Origin of the sequence: Nakamurella lactea DSM 19367 (assembly GCF_000426645.1) — a bacterium.
Lineage (GTDB): Bacteria > Actinomycetota > Actinomycetes > Mycobacteriales > Nakamurellaceae > Nakamurella > Nakamurella lactea.
This window is the reverse complement of record NZ_AUFT01000001.1, coordinates 69758-90435: the sequence shown is the minus strand read 5'-3', so window position 1 is coordinate 90435 and position 20678 is coordinate 69758. Positions and strand designations below refer to the sequence as shown.

General features: G+C 69.3%; 24 protein-coding genes. 19 read left to right on the top strand and 5 right to left on the bottom strand.

The features are described from left to right. Positions 1 to 160 precede the first annotated feature (160 nt). From rpmE to K340_RS0100445, 5 genes are all read left to right on the top strand, one after another. A complete protein-coding gene (gene rpmE, locus K340_RS0100465) occupies positions 161 to 373 on the top strand; it encodes a 50S ribosomal protein L31 (protein ID WP_029135260.1) in 213 nt (70 codons plus the stop codon). Between the two features lie 129 nt (positions 374 to 502). Then, entirely contained in the window at positions 503 to 1600 is a 1098-nt protein-coding gene (gene prfA, locus K340_RS0100460) for a peptide chain release factor 1 (RefSeq protein ID WP_029135259.1), read from the top strand. Next, positions 1590 to 2468, top strand: a complete 879-nt coding sequence (gene prmC / locus K340_RS0100455; protein ID WP_029135258.1) for a peptide chain release factor N(5)-glutamine methyltransferase — start codon at positions 1590 to 1592, stop codon at positions 2466 to 2468. Before prfA ends, prmC begins: the two co-directional genes overlap by 11 nt. 20 nt (positions 2469 to 2488) lie before the next feature. Continuing rightward, on the top strand, positions 2489 to 3061 hold the full coding sequence (locus K340_RS0100450; protein WP_029135257.1) for a hypothetical protein: 573 nt from the start codon (positions 2489 to 2491) through the stop codon (positions 3059 to 3061). 89 nt (positions 3062 to 3150) lie between these two features. Next, positions 3151 to 3999 carry a hypothetical protein gene (locus tag K340_RS0100445; RefSeq protein WP_154673978.1) on the top strand — a complete coding sequence of 283 codons (849 nt, stop codon included), beginning with the start codon at positions 3151 to 3153 and terminating at the stop codon, positions 3997 to 3999. Between the two features lie 30 nt (positions 4000 to 4029). On the opposite strand, the gene K340_RS0100440 is transcribed toward K340_RS0100445, so the two are convergent. Next, positions 4030 to 5364 carry an exo-beta-N-acetylmuramidase NamZ family protein gene (locus tag K340_RS0100440; RefSeq protein ID WP_029135255.1) on the bottom strand — a complete coding sequence of 445 codons (1335 nt, stop codon included), beginning with the start codon at positions 5362 to 5364 and terminating at the stop codon, positions 4030 to 4032. 225 nt (positions 5365 to 5589) lie between these two features. Between K340_RS0100440 and K340_RS0100435 the strand changes: the two genes are divergently transcribed. Next, on the top strand, positions 5590 to 6237 hold the full coding sequence (locus K340_RS0100435) for an L-threonylcarbamoyladenylate synthase (protein ID WP_029135254.1): 648 nt from the start codon (positions 5590 to 5592) through the stop codon (positions 6235 to 6237). Here the strand turns inward: K340_RS0100435 and K340_RS0100430 are convergent. After that, the gene (locus K340_RS0100430; RefSeq protein WP_029135253.1) at positions 6168 to 6692 is read right to left on the bottom strand and encodes a hypothetical protein; all 525 of its coding nucleotides are present in this window, start codon (positions 6690 to 6692) and stop codon (positions 6168 to 6170) included. The genes K340_RS0100435 and K340_RS0100430 overlap by 70 nt on opposite strands. Continuing rightward, entirely contained in the window at positions 6686 to 7258 is a 573-nt protein-coding gene (locus K340_RS0100425; protein ID WP_029135252.1) for a hypothetical protein, read from the bottom strand. Before K340_RS0100425 ends, K340_RS0100430 begins: the two co-directional genes overlap by 7 nt. A 405-nt stretch (positions 7259 to 7663) precedes the next feature. On the opposite strand from K340_RS0100425, the gene K340_RS26450 reads away from it, so the two are divergent. From K340_RS26450 to K340_RS0100365, 12 genes are all read left to right on the top strand, one after another. Then, entirely contained in the window at positions 7664 to 8872 is a 1209-nt protein-coding gene (locus K340_RS26450) for a glycosyltransferase family 4 protein (RefSeq protein WP_051264687.1), read from the top strand. After that, positions 8869 to 9420 carry a hypothetical protein gene (locus tag K340_RS26445; protein WP_037362126.1) on the top strand — a complete coding sequence of 184 codons (552 nt, stop codon included), beginning with the start codon at positions 8869 to 8871 and terminating at the stop codon, positions 9418 to 9420. Before K340_RS26450 ends, K340_RS26445 begins: the two co-directional genes overlap by 4 nt. Positions 9421 to 9507: 87 nt before the next feature. Beyond that, entirely contained in the window at positions 9508 to 9795 is a 288-nt protein-coding gene (locus tag K340_RS36355) for an AtpZ/AtpI family protein (protein ID WP_051264684.1), read from the top strand. After that, entirely contained in the window at positions 9792 to 10613 is an 822-nt protein-coding gene (gene atpB, locus K340_RS0100405) for a F0F1 ATP synthase subunit A (protein ID WP_051264682.1), read from the top strand. The genes K340_RS36355 and atpB overlap by 4 nt, the downstream gene beginning before the upstream one ends. A gap of 91 nt (positions 10614 to 10704) precedes the next feature. Further along, the gene (gene atpE, locus K340_RS0100400) at positions 10705 to 10947 is read left to right on the top strand and encodes an ATP synthase F0 subunit C (protein WP_051264680.1); all 243 of its coding nucleotides are present in this window, start codon (positions 10705 to 10707) and stop codon (positions 10945 to 10947) included. Positions 10948 to 11012: 65 nt separating this feature from the next. Next, positions 11013 to 11537 carry a F0F1 ATP synthase subunit B gene (locus K340_RS0100395; RefSeq protein WP_029135249.1) on the top strand — a complete coding sequence of 175 codons (525 nt, stop codon included), beginning with the start codon at positions 11013 to 11015 and terminating at the stop codon, positions 11535 to 11537. After that, positions 11537 to 12358 (top strand): F0F1 ATP synthase subunit delta, encoded by an 822-nt coding sequence (locus K340_RS0100390; protein ID WP_037362123.1) that lies wholly within the window; start codon positions 11537 to 11539, stop codon positions 12356 to 12358. The genes K340_RS0100395 and K340_RS0100390 overlap by 1 nt, the downstream gene beginning before the upstream one ends. A gap of 96 nt (positions 12359 to 12454) precedes the next feature. Next, positions 12455 to 14110 carry a F0F1 ATP synthase subunit alpha gene (atpA, locus tag K340_RS0100385; protein ID WP_029135247.1) on the top strand — a complete coding sequence of 552 codons (1656 nt, stop codon included), beginning with the start codon at positions 12455 to 12457 and terminating at the stop codon, positions 14108 to 14110. Positions 14111 to 14193: 83 nt separating this feature from the next. Beyond that, positions 14194 to 15135, top strand: a complete 942-nt coding sequence (locus K340_RS0100380; protein ID WP_029135246.1) for a F0F1 ATP synthase subunit gamma — start codon at positions 14194 to 14196, stop codon at positions 15133 to 15135. A 1-nt stretch (position 15136) separates the two neighbouring features. Further along, the gene (gene atpD, locus K340_RS0100375) at positions 15137 to 16591 is read left to right on the top strand and encodes a F0F1 ATP synthase subunit beta (protein ID WP_029135245.1); all 1455 of its coding nucleotides are present in this window, start codon (positions 15137 to 15139) and stop codon (positions 16589 to 16591) included. 156 nt (positions 16592 to 16747) lie between these two features. Continuing rightward, positions 16748 to 17140: a F0F1 ATP synthase subunit epsilon gene (locus K340_RS0100370; protein ID WP_029135244.1), complete on the top strand. Its 393-nt coding sequence runs from the start codon at positions 16748 to 16750 to the stop codon at positions 17138 to 17140. Positions 17141 to 17169: 29 nt separating this feature from the next. Further along, complete coding sequence (locus K340_RS0100365; protein WP_029135243.1) at positions 17170 to 17604, top strand: DUF2550 domain-containing protein; 435 nt, start codon at positions 17170 to 17172, stop codon at positions 17602 to 17604. 55 nt (positions 17605 to 17659) lie between these two features. Here the strand turns inward: K340_RS0100365 and K340_RS0100360 are convergent, their stop codons facing one another. Then, positions 17660 to 18232 carry a cob(I)yrinic acid a,c-diamide adenosyltransferase gene (locus K340_RS0100360; RefSeq protein WP_029135242.1) on the bottom strand — a complete coding sequence of 191 codons (573 nt, stop codon included), beginning with the start codon at positions 18230 to 18232 and terminating at the stop codon, positions 17660 to 17662. A gap of 178 nt (positions 18233 to 18410) precedes the next feature. Between K340_RS0100360 and murA the strand changes: the two genes are divergently transcribed. Beyond that, the gene (gene murA, locus K340_RS0100355) at positions 18411 to 19664 is read left to right on the top strand and encodes a UDP-N-acetylglucosamine 1-carboxyvinyltransferase (protein ID WP_029135241.1); all 1254 of its coding nucleotides are present in this window, start codon (positions 18411 to 18413) and stop codon (positions 19662 to 19664) included. Positions 19665 to 19690: 26 nt separating this feature from the next. On the opposite strand, the gene K340_RS33635 is transcribed toward murA, so the two are convergent. After that, a complete protein-coding gene (locus K340_RS33635) occupies positions 19691 to 20611 on the bottom strand; it encodes a sucrase ferredoxin (RefSeq protein WP_029135240.1) in 921 nt (306 codons plus the stop codon). Positions 20612 to 20678 lie beyond the last annotated feature (67 nt).

The following is a 20678-nucleotide window of genomic DNA, read 5'->3' as shown; positions in this document are numbered from 1 at the left end:
CGCCGCCGGTCGCCGGTTGGGAATGCAGGCGCCGGTCATGGCACACTTGACCGGCCATACACCCAGGCTCCGGTTCACGGTGCCCGCTTCGAGAGTCGGCCGATCCGTCGGCGGCTCAGCGGCGAGCAGCGACCCGGCGGCCATCAGAGAGGAACCAGCTATGAAGAGCGGCATCCACCCCGAGTACGTCGAGACCGAGGTCTCGTGCGGTTGCGGGAACACCTTCACCACCAAGAGCACCGAGACCGGCGGAAAGATCACCGTCGAGGTGTGCTCGAACTGCCACCCGTTCTACACGGGCAAGCAGAAGATCCTGGACACCGGCGGGCGCGTCGCCCGCTTCGAGGCTCGTTACGGCAAGCGCACCCGCTAGCTACGTCTACGGCGCCCGCCCGGCTGAACAGCCGGCGGGCGCCGTTTGCCGTTCCAGGGTTACCAGCCGGCATCGAGCGCCCGTCGGGCGAGCCCGGCACGGATCCACCGAGCACGAGAATCGAGACGCATGACCGAGAGCCCCCCGGCAGCCCCGGAGCTGGTCGCCGAGTACACCAGGATCGAGGGTGAGCTGGCCGACCCGGCGGTGCACGCCGACCAGGCGGTCGCCCGGCGGCTGGGCCGGCGGTACGCGGAACTGGCGCCGGTCGTCCGGGTGGCCCGCGAGCTGGACGCCGCCCGCGCCGACCTGGGGGCGGCGCGGGAGCTGGTGGCCGAAGACCCCGGCTTCGCCGCCGAGGTGGACGAACTGACCGGCCGGATCACCGAGTTGGAGTCCGAGCTCGCCGAACTGCTCGCCCCCCGCGACCCGGATGACGCCAAGGATGTGATCCTGGAGATCAAGGCGGGGGAGGGCGGTGACGAATCGGCGCTGTTCGCCGGCGACCTGCTCCGGATGTACCTGCGCTACGCAGAGCGCCGCGGGTTCAGCACCGAGGTGCTGTCCTCCACCGAGTCCGATCTGGGCGGATACACGACGGTGACGGTCGCGGTGAAGGCCCGCGGCAACCCGGCACCACCGGACGGGGTGTGGGCCAGGCTCAAGTACGAGGGCGGCGTGCACCGCGTGCAGCGGGTGCCGGCCACCGAGTCGCAGGGGCGGATCCATACCTCGGCGGTCGGTGTCTTCGTCTCCCCGGAAGCCGAAGAAGTTGACGTTCCGGTTGTCGCGTCCGATCTGCGGATCGACGTCTTCCGCTCATCGGGTCCGGGGGGCCAGTCGGTGAACACCACCGACTCGGCCGTGCGGATCACCCACCTGCCGACCGGCATCGTGGTGAGCTGCCAGAACGAGAAGTCCCAGCTGCAGAACAAGGAGCAGGCCCTGCGGATCCTGCGCTCCCGGCTGTTGATCGCTGCCAGGGAGGAAGCCCAGGCGACCGAGGCGGCCAACCGGCGCTCGCAGGTTCGCACCGTCGATCGTTCGGAGCGGATCCGCACCTACAACTTCGGCGAGAACCGGATCGCCGACCACCGGGTGGGCTACAAGGCCTACAACCTCGACGCGGTGCTGGACGGCGACCTGGACGGAGTGCTGGATGCTCTGGACGCCGCCGACCGGGCCGCCAGGATCGCCGATGCCGGAGGTGATGGCGGTGGCGCGTGAGCCCCTGCGGGTGGTGATCAACCGGGCGGCCGAGCGGCTGGCCGACGCCGGCGTGCCCAGTCCGAAGGTCGATGCGGAGGAGCTCGCGGCCTTCTCACTCGGCATCCAGCGCACCAGGCTCGGCCTGCAGCCGCTGGTGGAGAGTGAGTGGGTCGAGCAGTACAACGAACTGGTCGGCCGGCGCGCGCAACGCATCCCGCTACAACACCTGTTCGGATCCGTACAGATCGGCCGGGCGACCATCGCGGTGGGACCAGGGGTGTTCATCCCGCGACCGGAGACCGAGCTGCTGGTGGACTGGGCGCTGACGGCGATCAGCGGCGTACCGGACCCGGTGGTGGTGGACCTGTGCACCGGATCCGGCGCCATCGCGCTCGCGATCGCCGCCGAACGGCCGGATGCCAGAGTGATCGCGGTGGAGCGAGCGGACGGGGCGCTGGCCTGGGCGCGGCGGAATCTGGAGCTGCAGCTGGAGGCCGGCGGCTCGGCGGTCGAGTTGCGGGGCGGCGACTTCAACGACCCGCGACTGCTCTACGACCTGGACGGTGCGGCGGATCTGGTGACGGCCAACCCCCCGTACGTTCCGGCGGGAACGCCGGTGCAGCCCGAGGTGGCCGACCACGACCCGCCGGAGGCAGTGTTCGCCGGGCCGGACGGCCTCGAGGTGATCCGGCCCTTGATCAACGTCGCCGCCGTCCTGCTCAAACCGGGCGGCCTGCTGGCGATCGAGCACGACGACTCGCACGGCGAGTCGGTGCCTGCGTTGCTGTCCGCCCGCAAGGTGCTGGCCGACGTCGCCGATCACCGTGACCTGGCCGGCCGGCCGCGGTTCGTCACCGCGCGACGGGTCTCTCTCGGTCCGGGCTGACCCGGCGGCCGGAGAACTGGGTGAGCGGGTTGATCGACCAGGATTGGCGCCGGCGGGTGCGAGCCTGGCGGCGCCCGGACGCCGAGCATCCGGCTGCCGCCGACGGCGAGCGGCTGCATTCGGGGCTGATCGCCCAGCCGGTCAACACCGCATCGTCGTTGGCCTATCCGATCGGCGCGTGGTGGCTCCGGCAGCGGATGACGCGGAGCCGGCAACGCTCTCCGGCCCTTTCGGCGCTAGCTGCCGCGATGACGGCGAACGGGTTGGGCAGCATGGGATTTCACGGTCCGGGGGACCGGATCTCACACCGACTCCACGACGCCTCGCTGTTGGCGATCGTCGGGCTGTTGACCGGCGATCTGGCGGTGACGGCGGTCCGCGAGCCACGGAGCCTGCGCCGGCGGATCGCGCCGTTGGCAATGCTGGGCGCCGGGGCTGTGCTGAACCGGTTGAGCCGGACCGGCGGCCCGTGGCACCGTCCGGATGCGCTGCTGCAGGGTCACGCCGCCTGGCATCTGCTCAGTGCTACGGCCTTGGCGGTGTGGCCGCTGCCGATTCGAGCTGCCGCCGCCGGACGACTCGATCACCGGTAGGTTTCCGACGATTTGTCCTGTATGGCGGTTGTCAAACTGCGCAGCGTGCGAGTAGGCAGAGCCCATCTACCCGCCAACAGGAGGATGCCATGGGACTACGATCACGCAGCGTTGCGATTGCCGCCGGGGCGGTGCTGGTCGTCGGGCTACCCGCCGCCGGTGCGGCCGGCGCCTCGTCGCACTCGGGCGCGGACACCCTCGCGTCGGCCACCGCGACGGCCAGGATGGCCGCGCTCGCGCCCACCTTCCAGCCCGCCAGTTCCGAGACCGCATTCTTGCCGATCACCCCGTGCCGGATCGTCGACACCAGATCCGGGACCGGGGCGAACGGGACCCCGTTGGGCAACCACACGATCCGCCCGTACTACGTCGGCGGCACGTTCGGTTTCGCCCCGCAAGGCGGCAAGTCGGGTGGCTGCGGCATTCCGGTCGGTGCCACGGCCATCGCCGCGACCCTGACCGCCGTCACCCCGACGCATTCCGGGTTCCTGCGCGCCTGGCCGAACGGCCTGAGCGAACCCCGCGCGACGCTGCTCAACTACGCCGGATCGTCGATCGGATCCGGTGCCACCGTCAGCCTGAACGCCTCGTCCGCGATGGCGCTGAGGGTCCGCAACTACGGTGGGCCGACCGACCTGGTGATCGACGTGTTCGGCTACTACGTGAAGCCGCTGGCGGTGATGGTGAGTTCGGGCGGAGCGCTCTACGCCGGATCGTCCCGTGGGGTCAGCGCGTCCAGGGCATCGCTCGGCGTCTACGACGTCGTGTTCGATCGCAACATCAGATACTGCACGGCCGAAGTGACCGTCTACAACTCGGGCTATTTCGGATCCGCCTCGACCTATTACGGCAGCAACTCGAGTTCGGTCCGGGTGTACATCTGGACCGCGGCCGGTGCCCCCGCCGATCAGTACTTCTATCTGGTGGTGGACTGCTGACCGCCGCGATCACACCGTCGGCCGGCGTGCTCAGGCGCGCCGTCCGGGATAGAGCAGGTACTGCCGCCGCCGATGGTCGAAGGCGCTCAGCTCGTCCCGCCAGGATCCGATCACCTCGTCGGCGGACGCACCGCCGCTGATCTGCTCCCGCAGCCGGGTGGAACCGGTGAGCTTGTCGATCCAGTGGGGCCGCACCGGGTCGTAGCTGTCGTACCGCCAGCCGAAACCCGGGTAGAGCGCCTTGGCGGCCACCATCATCTCGACCGCCACCCGGATCGGATCGAGCTTCGCCGGGTCGGTGATCTGCACCTGGACTCCACCGCAGACCTCCCCGACGAACTTGCTGAAGGTCGGGGTGAAGTAGGCCTCGCGGAAACCGACTCCCGGAATGTTGCGTGCGGCAAGGGTTTCGGCCCATCGGTAGTCGACGTCGGGTGCGCCGATCAGCTCGAACGGCCGGGTGGTGCCGCGTCCCTCGGACAGCCACAGGCCCTCGAACATCCCGGTTCCCGGGTACAGCAGCGCGGTGTCGGGGGTCGGCATGTTCGGGCTCGGCGGCACCCAGGGCAGGCCGGTGTCGGCATATCGCATGGACGGCCGCCAGCCCCTCATCTTCACCACCGTCAGCTTCCGCAGCTGCTTCCCGTCGGTGTCGGTCGGCAGGATCTCGCCGTCCAGATAACCGGCCAGCTCACCGACCGTCATGCCGTGTGCCTGGACGATCGCCTCGGCGCCGACGCCGGAGGTGTAGGCGTCCGTCATCAGCGGGCCGCGGGCGACGCCGCCCGTGGGGTTCGGCCGATCCAGGACGACGAAGTTGGCGTCGACCGCGACCGCGGCCTTCATCGCCGTGTACATGGTCCAGATGTAGGTGTAGAACCGGGCACCGGCGTCCTGGATGTCGAACACCACGGTCTGCACCCCGGCCGTGGTGAACATGCCGACCAGCTTGTCGACCGTCGCGCCGTAAGCGTCGTACACAGTGAGTCCGGTGCGTGGATCGACGTAGGTCTCCTCGGACTCGCCGGCCTGCGCGGTGCCGCGGAAGCCGTGCTCGGGTCCGAAGACGCCGACGATGTCGACCGCGCCGGAGGCGTGCATCGCGTCCACGATGCTGCGCAGGTCGGCGCCGATCCCTGTCGGGTTGGTGATGATGCCGACCTTGGTGCCGGACAGCGGCGAGAAGTTCTGTGCGGCAAGGACATCGGCCCCGGTGCGCACCCGGGAGTGTCCGTTGGGCTGTGGTCCCTGGGTCGCGGGGTCGGCCGGCGCGGTGACGGCCCCGGCGAGCCCGGGGGCCAGCGGTACCGCGGCCGCGGAGATCCCGGCCGCGCGCAGGAAGGTTCGTCGATCGAGCGGTGCCATGCGTCCTCCGTCCCTTCCGCCGAAGCGGAATGGTAAAAGATTACGGTTGTTGGCTGCCCGTCGGAACTTACCTACATCGGGCCGTTCGCACAACGGTTCCGGACAGCGAGCCGCCGAGTCGGTGAGTCCGTCCCCGCCCGGGAACCGATGCCGAGCGGCGAGCCGCCGAGTCGGAGCGTCTGTCCCCGACTCACGGGCCGGCGGGCGCCCTGCCAGACTGTCGCGGTGACGACTTTCGACTGTGCCGATCCGGTCGCCCGCCGCGCCGGGCTCACCGCCGCCGCTACCGCCGCGCAGGCCGGCGAACTGGTGGTGCTGCCCACCGACACCGTGTACGGGCTCGGCGCCGATGCGTTCAACGCGGCTGCCGTCCAGAAGCTGCTCGCTACCAAGGGTCGCGGACCGGACATGCCGGTGCCGGTCCTGGTCGGGTCCTGGTCGACCCTGGACGGTCTGGTGACGGCCGTGACGCCGGCCATGCGCCGACTCATCGAGGCGTTCTGGCCGGGCGGCCTGTCGCTGGTCGTCGAGCATGCGCCGAGCCTGCAGTGGAATCTGGGGGACACCCGCGGCACCGTGATGGTCAGGATGCCGCTACACCCGGTGGCGCTCGACCTGCTGCGGACCGTCGGCCCGATGGCCGTGTCGAGCGCCAATCGCAGCGGCGAGCCGCCGGCCACCAGCGTGGCGGAGGCGGAGCAGCTCGGCGACGACGTCGCCGTCTACCTGGACGGCGGACCGTCGACGCTGGGCGTTGCCTCGACGATCATCGACCTCACCGGCGAGCTGCCCAGGATCCTGCGTCAGGGTGCGCTGGAACTCGACCGGATCCGCGAGGTGGCCGGCGAGGTGCTGGCCGCCGACCGGAGCTGACCCCGACCGGAGCTGAGCAAGGCCGACGCCAGCACGACCACCGCCCCCGCGTACGCCAACTGACCGGGCTGCTCACCCGGATTCAGGGCGAACCCGGCGACGGCGACGATCAGTCCGGCGAGCTGCAGCCGGCCGGAGTCCCTTCGCAGCCCGAGCACCAGCAGGGTGAGTGCCACCGCCAGGACGATCCGGAGATCGGTGGCGTAGCCAGGGGCGGCGGCCTGGCCGGCGACCGACCAGCCGGGCGAGTAGTAGCCGGGGGAGCAGTCGAGGGTCGCGTACCCGTCAGCGTCGTAGACCGAGATGCAGCTTCCCGGGGCGTACCAGCCCGCGACCTGATAGCCGGCCCTGGCCGCGGACCAGGGCAGGCCCAACGACAGCAGTGCCAGCGCGCCGGCGAGCCACAGTCGCCGACGGGCCGCGGCCGGGGCGATCGCCGGACGGCTGGTCACCATCGCCGTCCGGGTGCCAACACGCACCCGGCCGCAGCGACCGCCGCGGCCAGCGTCAGACAGAAGCCTTCGTTGCTGCCGATGCCGGGCAGCACGATCAACAGCCAGAACAGCAGCAATGCGCCCGTTCCGACCGCGGAGACCAGCCAGCCGCGCTGGACCGACCAGCCCAGGCCGCCGCCGAAGGCGGGCAGCAACTGGGTGACCGCGGCCAGCATGGCGAAGGCAGACCAGGCCGGCTGGGTGACCCACCCGGAGCTGCTGTCGAACGGAATGGACAGGCCCAGCGGGACCAGCACCACGGCCGCGATCCTGGCCAGCAGCACCACGGCGCCGAACCGGTTGATCGGCGCGGCCGGTCGACCGGGGGCACCGGGTGGGAACTGGCCGGGCGGTACCGGGCCGGGCGGGAACTGCCCGGCCGGGAACTGGCCGGCCGGGAACTGGCCGGCCGGGAACTGGCCGGGGGCGAATTGGCCGGGGGCGAACTGGCCGGCCGGGAACGGGCCCGGGGCGAACTGGCCGGCACCGAAGCCGGAAGAGGGCGGGGGAAGCGGCGGCTGGGTCATCGGGGACGCCTCTCGGGACGATGCGCGACTCGGCGTCCGCTCCCGGTGGAGCTGACGGACCGATCACTGGTGTGTGCGAAGGATCATGGCCGGGCGGTGCGGTGTGGCGGGGTGCGGATTGCTGCGGTGTGGGAATCATGACATCGAAGCCGTCGGCTGCGGCGAGAACTGCTGCGGGCCCGGCTTTCCGGTCGTCGTGACCGGACGCCAGGCCCGTGAGCTCTGCTCCTGCGTGGAGCCGCAATCCCGATCCGGTCTCGTGACGATCCCCTCGCCGGCCCCGGCGGGGGGCCTGAAGCTCGTCACCGGTTCGGTACTGCACTCCTGTGACGCGCGGCTCGTCATTCCGGTTCCGGACCCGCCGCGCGCGGACGTCGGCCGCTGCGGCCCGACTACCCTGGGCCGGTGCTCTCCCTCATACCCGCGCGTGAGTACGCGCTGGTGCTCGCGACGGCTGCGCTGGTCACCTATCTGGTCACCGGACTGGTCCGGGTGCTCGCCCGCCGGGTCGGCGCCGTGACCGAGATCCGGGACCGCGACGTGCACCAGTTGCCGACCCCGCGGATGGGCGGCGTCGCGGTCTATGCGGGGGTGGCGGCCGGCGTGTTGGTCGCGGTCGAACTGCCGAAGTTGTCGCAGGCGTTCAGCACCAGTTCGGAGGTCTTCGGCGTGCTGGCGGCCGGTGGGCTGATCTGCCTGGTCGGTGTGCTCGACGACCGGTTCGACCTGGACGCGATCACCAAGCTGGCCGGTCAGGTGCTGGCGGCCGGGGTGCTGGTGATGTTCGGCGTGCAGTGGGTGACCGTGTGGCTGCCGTTGGACAACGGCGGCAGCCTGGTCTCGCTCGGGCAGGCGCAGGGCCTGGTGATCACCGTGCTGATCACCGTGGTGCTGACCAACGCGATGAACTTCATCGACGGGCTGGACGGCCTGTTGGCCGGGGTTGCGCTGATCTCCGCGGTGGGCGTCTTCGTCTTCTCCGCCCACCAGCTGGCGCTGTCCCACGACGACACCGGGGCCTCGCAACCGCCGTTGATCGCGGCCGCGTTGATCGGTGCCTGCCTGGGTTTCCTGCCGCACAACTTCTATCCGGCGCGGATCTTCATGGGCGACTCCGGTTCGATGTTCATCGGTCTGACGATGGCCGCGGCGATCGTCAGCTCCGGCGGCAAGCTGGACTCCAGCACCTTCGGCCCGCGGAACACCATCGCGGCGCTGTCCCCGTTGATCGTCGTGCTGGCGGTGGTGTTCATCCCGCTGTTGGACTTCTTCATGGCGGTGGTGCGCCGGACCAGGGAGGGGCGGCATCCGTTCAGCGCCGACAAGCAGCATCTGCATCACCGGATGCTGAACATCGGCCACAGCCACCGCCAGGCCGTGCTGATCTTCTACCTATGGGCGGCGGTGCTGACCGGCAGCGCGGTGTCGTTGTCGTTCCTGCCGTGGACCGTGGCCATCGGCCCGGCGATCGCGCTGATCGTGCTGGCCGTCGTGGTGTCGGCCTGGCCGCGGGTCAGGGACCGGCGGCTGGTCCGGGCCAGAGCCGGCAGCGGGTCCGGCCAGGCCCGGCACGAGCCGGCCGGGGACCAGGCCGCCGGAAGTACGGCACCATGAACGGGTCACCGGCGGCCGGCCGGGACCGTGAGCCGGGCGATGCCCCGGATCGCGACAGCGATCGCGGCGAACGCCGCATCCAGAAGAGCCGGGAGGCGCCACCGATGGTGGACCTGACGATCGCCGAGAAGGCGGCCCGCCGCTCCGCCGCCGGGGGAGTCTGGTCACTCGGGCACCTACGGGTCTGCTGGGCGGCACTGGTGGCCGGCGGCGCGGTGCTGACGTTGGTAGGTGCCCTGGTCGACGGATCCAGGGCCGCCTGGGGGGTGGTGCTCGGCACCGTCATCGTCGGCGCATTCTTCAGCTTTTCGGCGGTGGTGATCGCCAAGGTCGGCGAGCGCAACCCGAAGGGGGTGCTGGCGGCGGCCTTGATCAGCTACGTGGCGAAGATCGTCGCGCTCGGCGTGGTGCTGGTGATGATCCCCAGGGACGGCGTGTTCGACACCCGTTGGATGGCCGGAGCAGTGGGAATCGGTTTGTTCTGCTGGCTCGGCGCGCACATGCGCTATGTGTGGACGACCAAGCTGTTCTACGTCGATCCGAGCTGATCGGAACAGTGACCTTCGACAGATTGTAGAAATCTGCGCTCCCTGGTGCAGGAGCACGCCCGATCGGCTGTTAGAGTTCGTCTTGCCATGAAGATGAGGCCGCCGAAAGCTTCGGACCACTCCGGTTCGGACGAGGGGTGGACCGTCGTCTCCACCCTGCTGGGAGCATTCATCCTGTGGGGCGGAATCGGTTGGCTGCTTGATCATTGGTGGGGCACGAAGTTCGCGCTCCCGGTCGGGCTGATCATCGGCATGGCCCTCGGGATCTACGCCGTGGTGGCCAGAGCTGACCATCCGGTCGACCCCGATGCGATGCGACCGATCGACCCCCAGCCCGGGCCGCCTCCGGCCAGCACCCGAAGGGAGACCGAGTGAATCCGGTCCTGTCCGCAGCGACGTCAATCCTCGCTGCTGAAGGCTCCGGCGATGGCGGATTCGCCCCGCCCTCCGTCGAGCACTCCTTCTTCTTCGACCGACTCAGCGACGGCTCCGTCATCGCCTCGGTCAAGGCGATGGTGCTGCTCGTCCTCGGCGTCATCCTGATTATCGCCTTTTTCCTGGCCTCCGCCCGTAAGGCGGCGGTGATGCCCTCCAAGATGCAGTTCGCCGGCGAGTCGATGTACGGCTTCGTCCGCAACGGCATCGCGATCGAGGTGCTCGGCGGCACCGCCGGCAAGAAGTGGGCCGGCTTCCTGGCCTCCATGTTCACCTTCGTCCTGGTGCTCAACCTGTGGGGCATCATCCCGTTCGCGCAGATGCCGGTGAACGGCCACTTCGCCATCCCGGTGATGCTGGCGGCCCTCGTCTGGGTGGTCTACAACGCGGTCGGGATCAAGAAGCACGGCTTCCTCGGCTACCTCAAGCTGCAGACGGTGATCCCCGGTGTGATGCCGGCGATGCACATCCTGCTGATCCCGATCGAGTTCCTGTCGAACATCCTGCTCCGGCCGTTCACCTTGGCAGTCCGGTTGTTCGCCAACATGTTCGCCGGTCACATGCTGATCGGCGTCGCGGCGACCGGCACCATCTTCCTGCTGCAGCAGGGTGGGGTCGGCTATGCCCTGTTCGTGCTGCCGGCGGCGGCGAGCATCTTCCTGGTGTTCTTCGAGCTGCTGATCTGCGCCCTGCAGGCGTATGTGTTCACCCTGTTGACGGCCATCTACCTGGAAGGCTCGTTGGCCGACTCGCACTGACCTGATATCCACTGCACCACCGACCGCAGCAGACCCTGGCCCGCAGGTGCGGGACCAGTAACCGGCACCACCGAAAGGGAGAACCACCCCCATGTCTGTCATCCAGCAGCTCGCCGACGTGAACGTCGACATCGCCGGCAACATCGGAACGATGGGTTACGGCCTCGCCGCCATCGGCCCCGGCATCGGTGTCGGCATCGTCTGGGCCGCCTACATCAACTCGACCGCACGGCAGCCGGAATCGGCCGGTCTGACCAGGACCTACGCCTTCCTGGGCTTCGCGGTGTCCGAGGCACTGGCCCTGCTGGGCTTCGTGGTCCCGTTCATCCTCTGATCCAGCGGCCGCCCCGGGCGGGCGTCAGCTCCAGTTCACTCCACCGACTCCAGGGATAGGCACAGATGTCGACTCAACTCCTCGCCGCTGAGGGAGAGACCAACCCGATCGGCTTGCCGTGGGGCGAGGTCCTGATCGGCGCGATCGGGTTCGCAGTTCTGGTCTGGGTACTCGCCAAGTTCGTCTGGCCGATGTTCGAAAAGGCGTATGCCGAACGGACCCAGGCCATCGAGGGCGGCATCGCGAAGGCCGAGCAGGCCCAGAACGAGGCCAAGGCCGCGTTGGAGCAGTACCAGGCGCAGCTTGCAGGCGCCCGGGAAGAGGCCGCGAAGATTCGCGAGGACGCCCGCGCCCAGGCGCAGGCGATCAAGGACGACATGCTCACCTCGGCCAGGGCCGAGTCGGAGCGGATCGCCAACGCGGGTCGGGCTCAGTTGGACAGCCAGCGCGCGCAGATCGTCGCCGAACTCCGTGGTGATCTCGGCCGGCTGTCGATCGATCTGGCCGGCAAGGTGGTGGGCGAGTCGCTGGAGGACGATGCCCTCCGGCGCCGGACCGTCGAGCGTTTCCTCGCCGACCTGGAGAGCTGATGCAGCACATCTCGAGCCGGCAGGCACTCGACGACGTCACCGCGACGTTGGTCGGCGGTGCCGCGACACTGTCGGATGCCGATCTGCAGAAGGTGGGCACCGACCTGCTGCACGTCTCCGGCGTGCTGCGCGCCGAGCCGGTGCTGCGCAGGACGCTGTCCGAATCGACCACCAGCGCCGAAGCCAGGACCGGGGTGGTGAACTCCCTGTTCTCCGGGAAGATCCATCCGACCGCGCTGTCACTGGTCACCGATGCGGTCGCCGGATCGTGGGCCACCGGTGCGGATCTGCGCGACGGCATCGAGCGGCTCGGCCGGTCGGGACTGTTCCTCGGCGCCGAACGCAGTGGGCAATTGGATCAGATCGAGAACGAGCTCTTCCGCTTCGGCCGCGTCGTCGACGCGAACCCGGCCCTGTCGGTGTTGCTGGACGACCCGGCCGCCGACCCGCAGGGACGCAAGGAACTGATCATCCGGCTGCTGGACGGCCGGGCGAACCCGCTCACCGTCGAGTTGCTTGCCGACCTGGCCACCGACACCCGCACCCGGACGTTCTCCAGCGGGGTGGCCGAGTTGGTCGAGCAAGCCGCGGAACGCCGGAACAAGGTGACGGCGATCGCGCAGACCTCGATCGAGCTCGACAACGACCAGCGGGCCCGGTTGGCCGCTGCGCTGGAACGGATCTACGGCCGGCCGGTCGCCCTGCACCTCGAGGTCGATCCGGCGCTGGCCGGCGGGATGCGGGTCACCGTCGGAGACGAAGTGATCGACGGCAGCGTGGCCGGACAGCTGGCCAACCTGCGCCGGCGGCTGGCCGGCTGAGCCCGTCACCCGAGTTCGTGGCTCCACGGCAGTACCGCTGTACACACGAAAGCAACTGAAACACCCAAGGCACCACTGAAGAAGAACGGGAACGCGATGACCGAGTTGACGATCTCCTCCGACGAGATTCGTTCCGCGATCGAGAGCTACGTCTCCGGGTACTCACCCGAGGTGTCCCGCGAAGAGGTCGGGATCATCGCCGACACCGGGGACGGCATCGCCACTGTCGAGGGCCTGCCCTCGGCGATGGCCAACGAGCTGCTGCGGTTCCCCGGCGGGGTACTCGGCGTCGCGCTGAACCTGGACGCCCGCTCGATCGGCGCCGTGGTGCTCGGCGACGCCGACAGCCTGGCCGAGGGCCAGGAGGTCACCCGGACCGGCGAGGTGCTGTCGGTGCCGGTCGGTGACGCCTTCCTCGGCCGGGTGGTGAACCCGCTGGGCCAGCCGATCGACGGCCTCGGCGAGATCGCCGCCGAGGAGCAGCGCCCGCTCGAGCTGCAGGCCGCGTCGGTGGTGCAGCGGCAGGAGGTCCGCGAGCCGCTGCAGACCGGGATCAAGGCCATCGACTCGATGACGCCGATCGGCCGCGGCCAGCGTCAGCTGATCATCGGTGACCGCAAGACCGGCAAGACCGCCGTCTGCGTCGACACCATCCTTAACCAGAAGGCCAACTGGGACTCCGGCGATCCGCAGCAGCAGGTCCGCTGCATCTACGTCGCCGTGGGCCAGAAGGGCTCCACCATCGCCGGTGTCCGTTCCTCGCTGGAGGAGGCCGGTGCGCTGGAGTACACCACGATCGTCGCGGCGCCGGCGTCCGACTCCGCCGGCTTCAAGTGGCTCGCCCCGTACACCGGATCGGCCATCGGCCAGCACTGGATGTACCAGGGCAAGCACGTGCTGATCATCTTCGACGACCTGACCAAGCAGGCCGAGGCCTACCGGGCCATCTCGCTGCTGCTGCGCCGCCCGCCGGGTCGGGAGGCCTACCCGGGCGACGTCTTCTACCTGCACTCGCGGCTGCTGGAGCGTTGCGCGAAACTGTCCAAGGATCTGGGCAGCGGCTCGATGACCGGCCTGCCGATCATCGAGACCAAGGCCGGTGACGTGTCGGCGTACATCCCGACCAACGTCATCTCGATCACCGACGGGCAGTGCTTCCTGGAGTCGGACCTGTTCAACTCCGGCGTCCGGCCGGCGATCAATGTCGGCATCTCCGTCTCCCGGGTCGGCGGCGCCGCCCAGACCAAGGCGATGCGGAAGGTCTCCGGCACCCTGCGCCTCGACCTGTCGGCCTACCGCGAACTGGAGGCGTTCGCCGCCTTCGGTTCCGACCTCGACCCGACCTCGAAGCGTTCACTGGCCCGCGGCTCCCGACTGGTCGAGTTGCTCAAGCAGCCGCAGTACACCCCGTTCCCGATGGAGGAGCAGGTCGTCTCGGTCTGGGCCGGTACCACCGGCAAGCTCGACCAGGTCCCGGTGGAGGACATCCGCCGGTTCGAGAGCGAGTTCCTGGAGTACCTGCGGCACGCGCAGGGCTCGCCGTTGCCGGCCATCCGGGACAGCAAGGCGCTGGATGACGATGCTGTCGCCCAGCTCGAGTCGTCCTTCACCGAGTTCGCGCAGTCGTTCACCACCTCCGACGGGCACACCTTGCTGGGCAAGGAGAAGGAGGCCGCGGCGATGGCCGCCGACCAGGTCGGCCAGGAAAAGCTGCAGGTCCGCAAGCCGCCGCCGCCGCCGAAGAAGGCCTGACCAGAGCAGAGCCGACCCGAAGAGAACTGAACATCAACAGTGAGTACTGACCGAGCAGAGATTTCCAGGATCGGAGGTGAAGCGTGGCCGCCCAGGCACGAGTGCTGAAACAGCGCGTCAAGAGTGTCACCTCGACGCAGAAGATCACCAAGGCTCAAGAGTTGATCGCGACCTCGCGGATCGCCAAGGCGCAGGCCGCCGTCGAGGCGTCCACGCCGTACGCCGAGCAGATCACCGAGGTGTTGTCGGCGTTGGCGTCGGCATCCACCCTCGAGCATCCGCTGTTGGTCGAACGGCCGGAACCGAAGCGGGCAGCGATCCTGCTGGTGACCTCCGACCGCGGCCTGTGCGGCGGCTACAACGCCGGCGCGATCAAGGCGGCCGAGGAACTTTCCTCGCTGCTGCGCTCCCAGGGCAAGGAACCGGTGATGTACATCATCGGCCGCAAGGGCCTGGGCTACTACACCTTCCGGCAACGGGCCATCGCCGCATCGTGGACCGGGTTCTCGGAGCGGCCGACCTATGCCGACGCCGACACAGCGGCGGCGGCGTTGCTGCCGGCCTTCCTGGCCGGTAGCGGCAACCAGGCGCAGGACCCGGACGGGAACACCACGGACGGTGTCGACGAGATCCACCTGGTGTCAACGCATTTCGTTTCCATGCTGTCGCAGGTGCCGCAGGCCCGTCGGGTCGCTCCGATGGAGATCGAGTATGTCGAGCAGGACACAACGGTGTCCGGACCGATGCCCTCCTACGAGTTCGAACCCGGCCCGAAGGAACTGCTGGATCTGTTGCTGCCGAAGTATGTGACCACCCGCATCTACGCCGCCCTGCTGGATGCGGCGGCCAGCGAGTCGGCCGCCCGGCGGGCGGCCTGCAAGGCGGCCACCGACAACGCCAACGACATCATCCGCACGTTGAGCCGGCAGATGAACCAAGCACGTCAAGCGCAGATCACCCAGGAACTGACCGAGATCATCGGCGGCGTCGACGCTCTCGCAGCTGCCAATAGCGAAGAGGACTGACATGAGCACTGCCATTGCCACCGACACCACCGGTTCCGGGGCGTCCGCCTCTGCCGCCGGCCGGGTCATCCGGATCATCGGCCCGGTCGTCGATGTCGAGTTCCCGCGTGGTGCGATCCCGGCGTTGTCCAACGCCCTGCACGTCGACGTCAGGGGTGCCGGCATCGAGCGCACCCTGACGCTCGAGGTGTCATTGCACCTCGGCGACGACATCGTCCGCTGTATTTCGATGCAGCCCACCGACGGGCTGGTCCGCAGCGCCACGGTCACCGACACCGGCGGGCCGATCTCGGTGCCCGTCGGCGACGTGGTCAAGGGCCACGTGTTCAACGCTCTCGGCGCCTGCCTTGACGAGCCGGGCGTCGGCGAGGACGCCCTGCACTGGGGCATCCACCGCAAGCCCCCGGCCTTCGACCAGCTGGAGAGCAAGACCGAACAGCTGGTCACCGGCATCAAGGTGATCGACCTGCTGACCCCGTATGTCGGGGGCGGCAAGATCGGTCTGTTCGGTGGTGCCGGCGTCGGCAAGACCGTGCTGATCCAGGAAATGATCACCCGGGTCGCCAAGAACTTCGGCGGCACCTCGGTGTTCGCCGGTGTCGGTGAGCGCACCCGCGAGGGCAACGACCTGATCACCGAGATGACCGAGTCCGGCGTCATCAACGACACCGCCCTGGTGTTCGGCCAGATGGACGAGCCGCCGGGCACCCGGATGCGGGTCGCGCTGTCCGCACTGACCATGGCCGAGTACTTCCGGGACGAGCAGCACCAGGACGTGCTGCTGTTCATCGACAACATCTTCCGGTTCACCCAGGCCGGCTCCGAGGTCTCCACCCTGCTCGGCCGGATGCCGTCCGCGGTGGGCTACCAGCCGACGCTGGCCGACGAGATGGGTGTGCTGCAGGAGCGGATCACCTCCACCCGGGGGCGGTCCATCACGTCGCTGCAGGCGATCTACGTGCCGGCCGACGACTACACCGACCCGGCGCCGGCCACCACCTTCGCGCACCTGGACGCCACCACCGAGCTGGACCGGGCGATCACCGAGAAGGGCATCTACCCGGCGGTGAACCCGCTGTCCTCGTCCTCGCGGATCCTGGACCCGCAGTACGTCGGTGACGAGCACTACCGGGTGGCCCAGGAGGTCAAGCGGATCCTGCAGAAGAACAAGGAACTGCAGGACATCATCGCCATCCTCGGCATGGACGAGCTGTCGGAGGAGGACAAGCTGGTGGTCGGCCGGGCCCGCCGGATGGAGCGGTTCCTCGGTCAGAACTTCTTCGTCGCGAAGCAGTTCACCGGCATGGACGGCTCCTACGTCGAGTTGTCTGACACCATCGAGGCCTTCGACGCGATCGCCAAGGGTGAGTACGACAGCGTTCCGGAGCAGGCGTTCCTGAACGTCGGCGGGATGGACGACGTGTTGGCCAAGGCCAAGCAACTCGAAGAGAACTGAGCTGGTGGGCAACTCCCGGAGAGAAACGGATCTCTCCGGGAGTTTGCTCCATCGGCGGTCGTACCATGAGAATGGGACAGAGCGTCGCAATCAGGTGCAATACCTGATCAACTGCGAAGTCCCGCTCCACAACGGACAGCATGCGGAGTGAGCAAAGTGGCACAGATGCAGGTCGACCTGGTTTCCGTCGAACGACAGATCTGGTCGGGCGAGGCCGAGATGGTGGTCGCCCGTACCACCGACGGCGACATCGGTGTGATGCCCGGCCATGCGCCGCTGCTGGCCGAGCTGAAGGAAGGCTTCGCGGCCCGGATCATTGAACCCGGCGGCAACGTGCTGGGTGTCGCCGTGCACGGCGGGTTCCTGTCGGTCACCAAGGAGAAGGTATCCATTCTGGCCGAGGCGGCCGACCTCTCCGACGAGATCGACGTGGCGAAGGCGAAGGCCGCCTACGACACGGCCAGGGCGGCCGGCGCCGAGACCGCCGAGGCCCTGGCGGAACTGCGCCGAGCCAGGGCGCAACTTCTGGCTACCGGCCAGGACGTCTGAGAGCAGACCAGGCGTAAGGACCGGCAGCCATGACCCCCATCGAGTTCGTCGCGTTGGGGCTGCTGGTTGCAGTGGTGCTGGTGATCGCGCTGGTCGCGGTGCGCCGGACCACCCTCGCCCGGTCGGGCGGGATCGACATGTCCTGGCGTTCCGACCCGCGGCGCTCCGGTGGCTGGGTCCTGGGCCAGGGACGATTCTCCGGCGAGTCGCTCGAGCTGTTCCGGGCCTTCTCCATCCTGCCGATGGCCAGCAGATCGCTGGACCGGCACGATCTGGTGCTCGGCGAGCGCCGTCCGGCGCAGGGCACCGAGCCGGACCTGCTGCCGCCGGAATCGGTGATCGTCCGGTGTCGCGACGCCGGCGCCGACCTGGAACTGGCGATGAGCGAGGACGCACTCACCGGCCTGCGGTCCTGGTTGGAATCGGCGCCCTCGGGCTTCCGCGGGCCGATGCTGGGTCGCTAGGCCCGGACAACCCCGCAACGCCGGCCGTAGCGCACTTGTCCCGGGGCTGACGAGGTCACCGCTGGCCGCCGGGCACCCACTTCACGTCGCCGCCGGGGTTGGCCACCCTGGCCAGGATGAACAGCAGATCGGACAGTCGGTTCAGATACTTCGCCGTCAGCACGTTCGTTCCCTCGGGGTCAACGCCGAGCTGCGCCCAGGCGCTGCGCTCGGCCCGCCTGGCCACCGTCCTGGCCTGGTGCAGCAGGGCGGCCGCCGGGGTCCCACCCGGCAGGATGAAGGAATCGAGCTTGGTCAGCCGTTCGTTGTAGTCGTCGCACTCGGCTTCCAGCCGGTCGATGTAGTCCTGGGTCACCCGCAGCGGCGGATACTCCGGCTCGGCCACCACCGGGGTCGCCAGGTCGGCGCCAACGTCGAACAACTCGTTCTGGATCCTGCCCAGCACCGCTGCGACATCGTCGCCGGGGGAGCCGATCGCCAGCAACACGCCGATCACGGCATTGGTCTCGTCGCAGTCGGCGTACGCGACCAGTCGCGGATCGGTCTTCGACACCCGGGAGAAATCGGAGAGTCCGGTGCTGCCGTCGTCGCCGGTCCGGGTGTAGATGCGGGTCAGGTGTACGGCCATGGGGCAACGATACGGGTGCCGCCGGGCCGATAGAGTTGCTGCCTGTGAGCCGACAGAGAGTGAAGGAAACGGGTCCGGGAGCACAGCTACCGGGGCCGGCCGGTAGCGAGCGCGGAGACGACCGATCCGACCCTGTGACCTGCGTACCGATGACGGCGTCCCACCTGGTGGGCATGCGGTGAGTGAGTGTTTCCGGGTGACCGGTGGGGCGCGACTTGACGGGGAGGTGACCGTCGAGGGCGCGAAGAACAGCGTGCTGAAGCTGATGGCCGCCACGCTGCTGGCCGAGGGCACCAGCGTGATCACCAACTGCCCGGACATCCTGGACGTGCCGCTGATGGCCGACGTGCTGACCGGCCTGGGCTGCACGGTCGAGATCGCGGACGGCAGGGTGAGCGTGACGACGCCGGCGGAATTGTCGTCAGCCGCGGACTTCCCCGCGGTGAGCCGGTTCCGGGCGTCGGTGTGCGTGCTGGGCCCGCTGATGGGCCGTTGCCATCGGGCCACGGTCGCCCTGCCCGGCGGCGACGCCATCGGGTCCAGGCCGCTGGACATGCACCAGGCCGGGCTGCAGGCGCTGGGGGCGCGGATGCGGATCGAGCACGGGGCGGTGGTCGGCGAGGCCGACCAGTTGATCGGTGCCTCCGTTGTGCTGGAATTCCCGAGCGTCGGCGCCACCGAGAACATCATGATGGCGGCGGTGCTGGCCAAGGGCACCACCGTGATCGACAACGTCGCCCGCGAGCCCGAGATCGTCGATCTCGCGGACATGCTCGGGCAGATGGGCGCGAAGATCAGCGGTGCCGGCACCAGCACCATCACGATCGAGGGTGTCGACGTGTTGCGGCCGACCGAGCATCGGACCATCGGTGACCGGATGGTGGCGGGCACCTGGGCATATGCGGCGGCGCTCACCAGGGGACGGGTGCGGGTCCGCGGCGCGGCGATGCAGCACCTGACCGCGTCGCTGGAGCGGCTCGCCGGTGCCGGGGCGACGGTGACGCCGCAGGAAGACGGGTTCACCGTTCAGCTGGACGAGCGCCCGCGGGCCGTCGACTTCATCACGCTGCCGTATCCGGGCTTCCCGACCGACCTGCAGCCGATGGCGCTGACCTTGGCCGCGGTGGCCGACGGGCACTCGATGATCACCGAGAACGTGTTCGAGGCGCGGTTCCGGTTCATCGACGAACTGGTGCGGATGGGGGCCGATGCCCGGATCGACGGGCATCACGCGTCCATCCGGGGTCGGCAGACGCTGTCCAGCGCTCCGGTCTGGGCCACCGACATCCGGGCCGGCGCCGGCCTGGTGCTGGCCGGCCTGGCGGCCGACGGGGTGACCGAGGTGAACGAGGTCTGGCACATCGACCGGGGGTACCCGCACTTCGTGCCGGACATGGTCGCGCTCGGCGCCGAAATCGAACGGGTCGGCTGACCCGGGTCCTCCGGTGGCCAGGTCGGTTACCCGGCGAGCCAGGTACCGGTGCCGAAAGGTTTTCCGCCGCAAGCGGTCTGCGTCACCTTGGCGCCATCCCGGTAGCGCATCCGCAGGCTCTCCGGTCGACCGTCGACGGTGCCGGACACGACGGTGACGTCATCCTCGGCCCGTTCGCCGATGACGGAGACCGCATCCGGCGGCGCCGCACCCAGCTCGCGTCGCCAATGGATCTCCGCGGCCTGGGCCGCCGGGGACAGGGTGGCCCGGCCGCGCAGGTGAGTGGGGTGCACCAGCCCGTCGGCGACGTCCTGCAGGACCGCGACCGCGCTGTCGGGGTCCAGGAACCCGTAGGAGTATCCCCAGGGCAGCACGACCATGGTGCCGGCGAACCGATGTCCGCCGAGGTGGCTGATCTCGACGACCTGCTGCCCGCCGAGGATGGCCAGTGCCTGTTGGGCGATCGGCCGGCCGGCGATCGCGCAGCACCGGTCCCGGCTGCCGTTCGTGCAGATCCCGACCAACGGCCCCTCGACCGGATCGCCGACCGGACGGCCGAGGGTGAGTGCGGTCAACTCCGGCACCGATGGCGGCGCCGTGAAGCAGCGCAGGTCGTCGCCGTCACCGACCCGGCCGGCCAGGAAACGGTCGCGGTCGGCGGTCCGCCGCCCCTCAACCGGCCGAATTGCGAACGGCCGCAGCCCGTCGCGGTTGTTGCGAACCCATGCGGCTGCCGCGGGATCGAGTTGGGCATCGGCCGCGTCGTCGGCCGCCGTGCGACTCCACGAGCCGGGCTCGGTGAGCAGCAGGAACGAGTCGAAGTCGCTGCTGGAGCCGGCCGGGTCGTTCGCCAGGGCGCGGCTCGCCTGGGAGCAGCGGAGCTCCGCCGGCGCGGTGGCAGTACCGGCGGCTGTGGGCCGTTCCCGGCCCTGCGAGTCGTCTGGCACCAGCCCATCCTGCCCGGCCGACCGGGGGCCTGACGGACCGGGCCCCCGTCCCGGTCCGTCGGTAGGC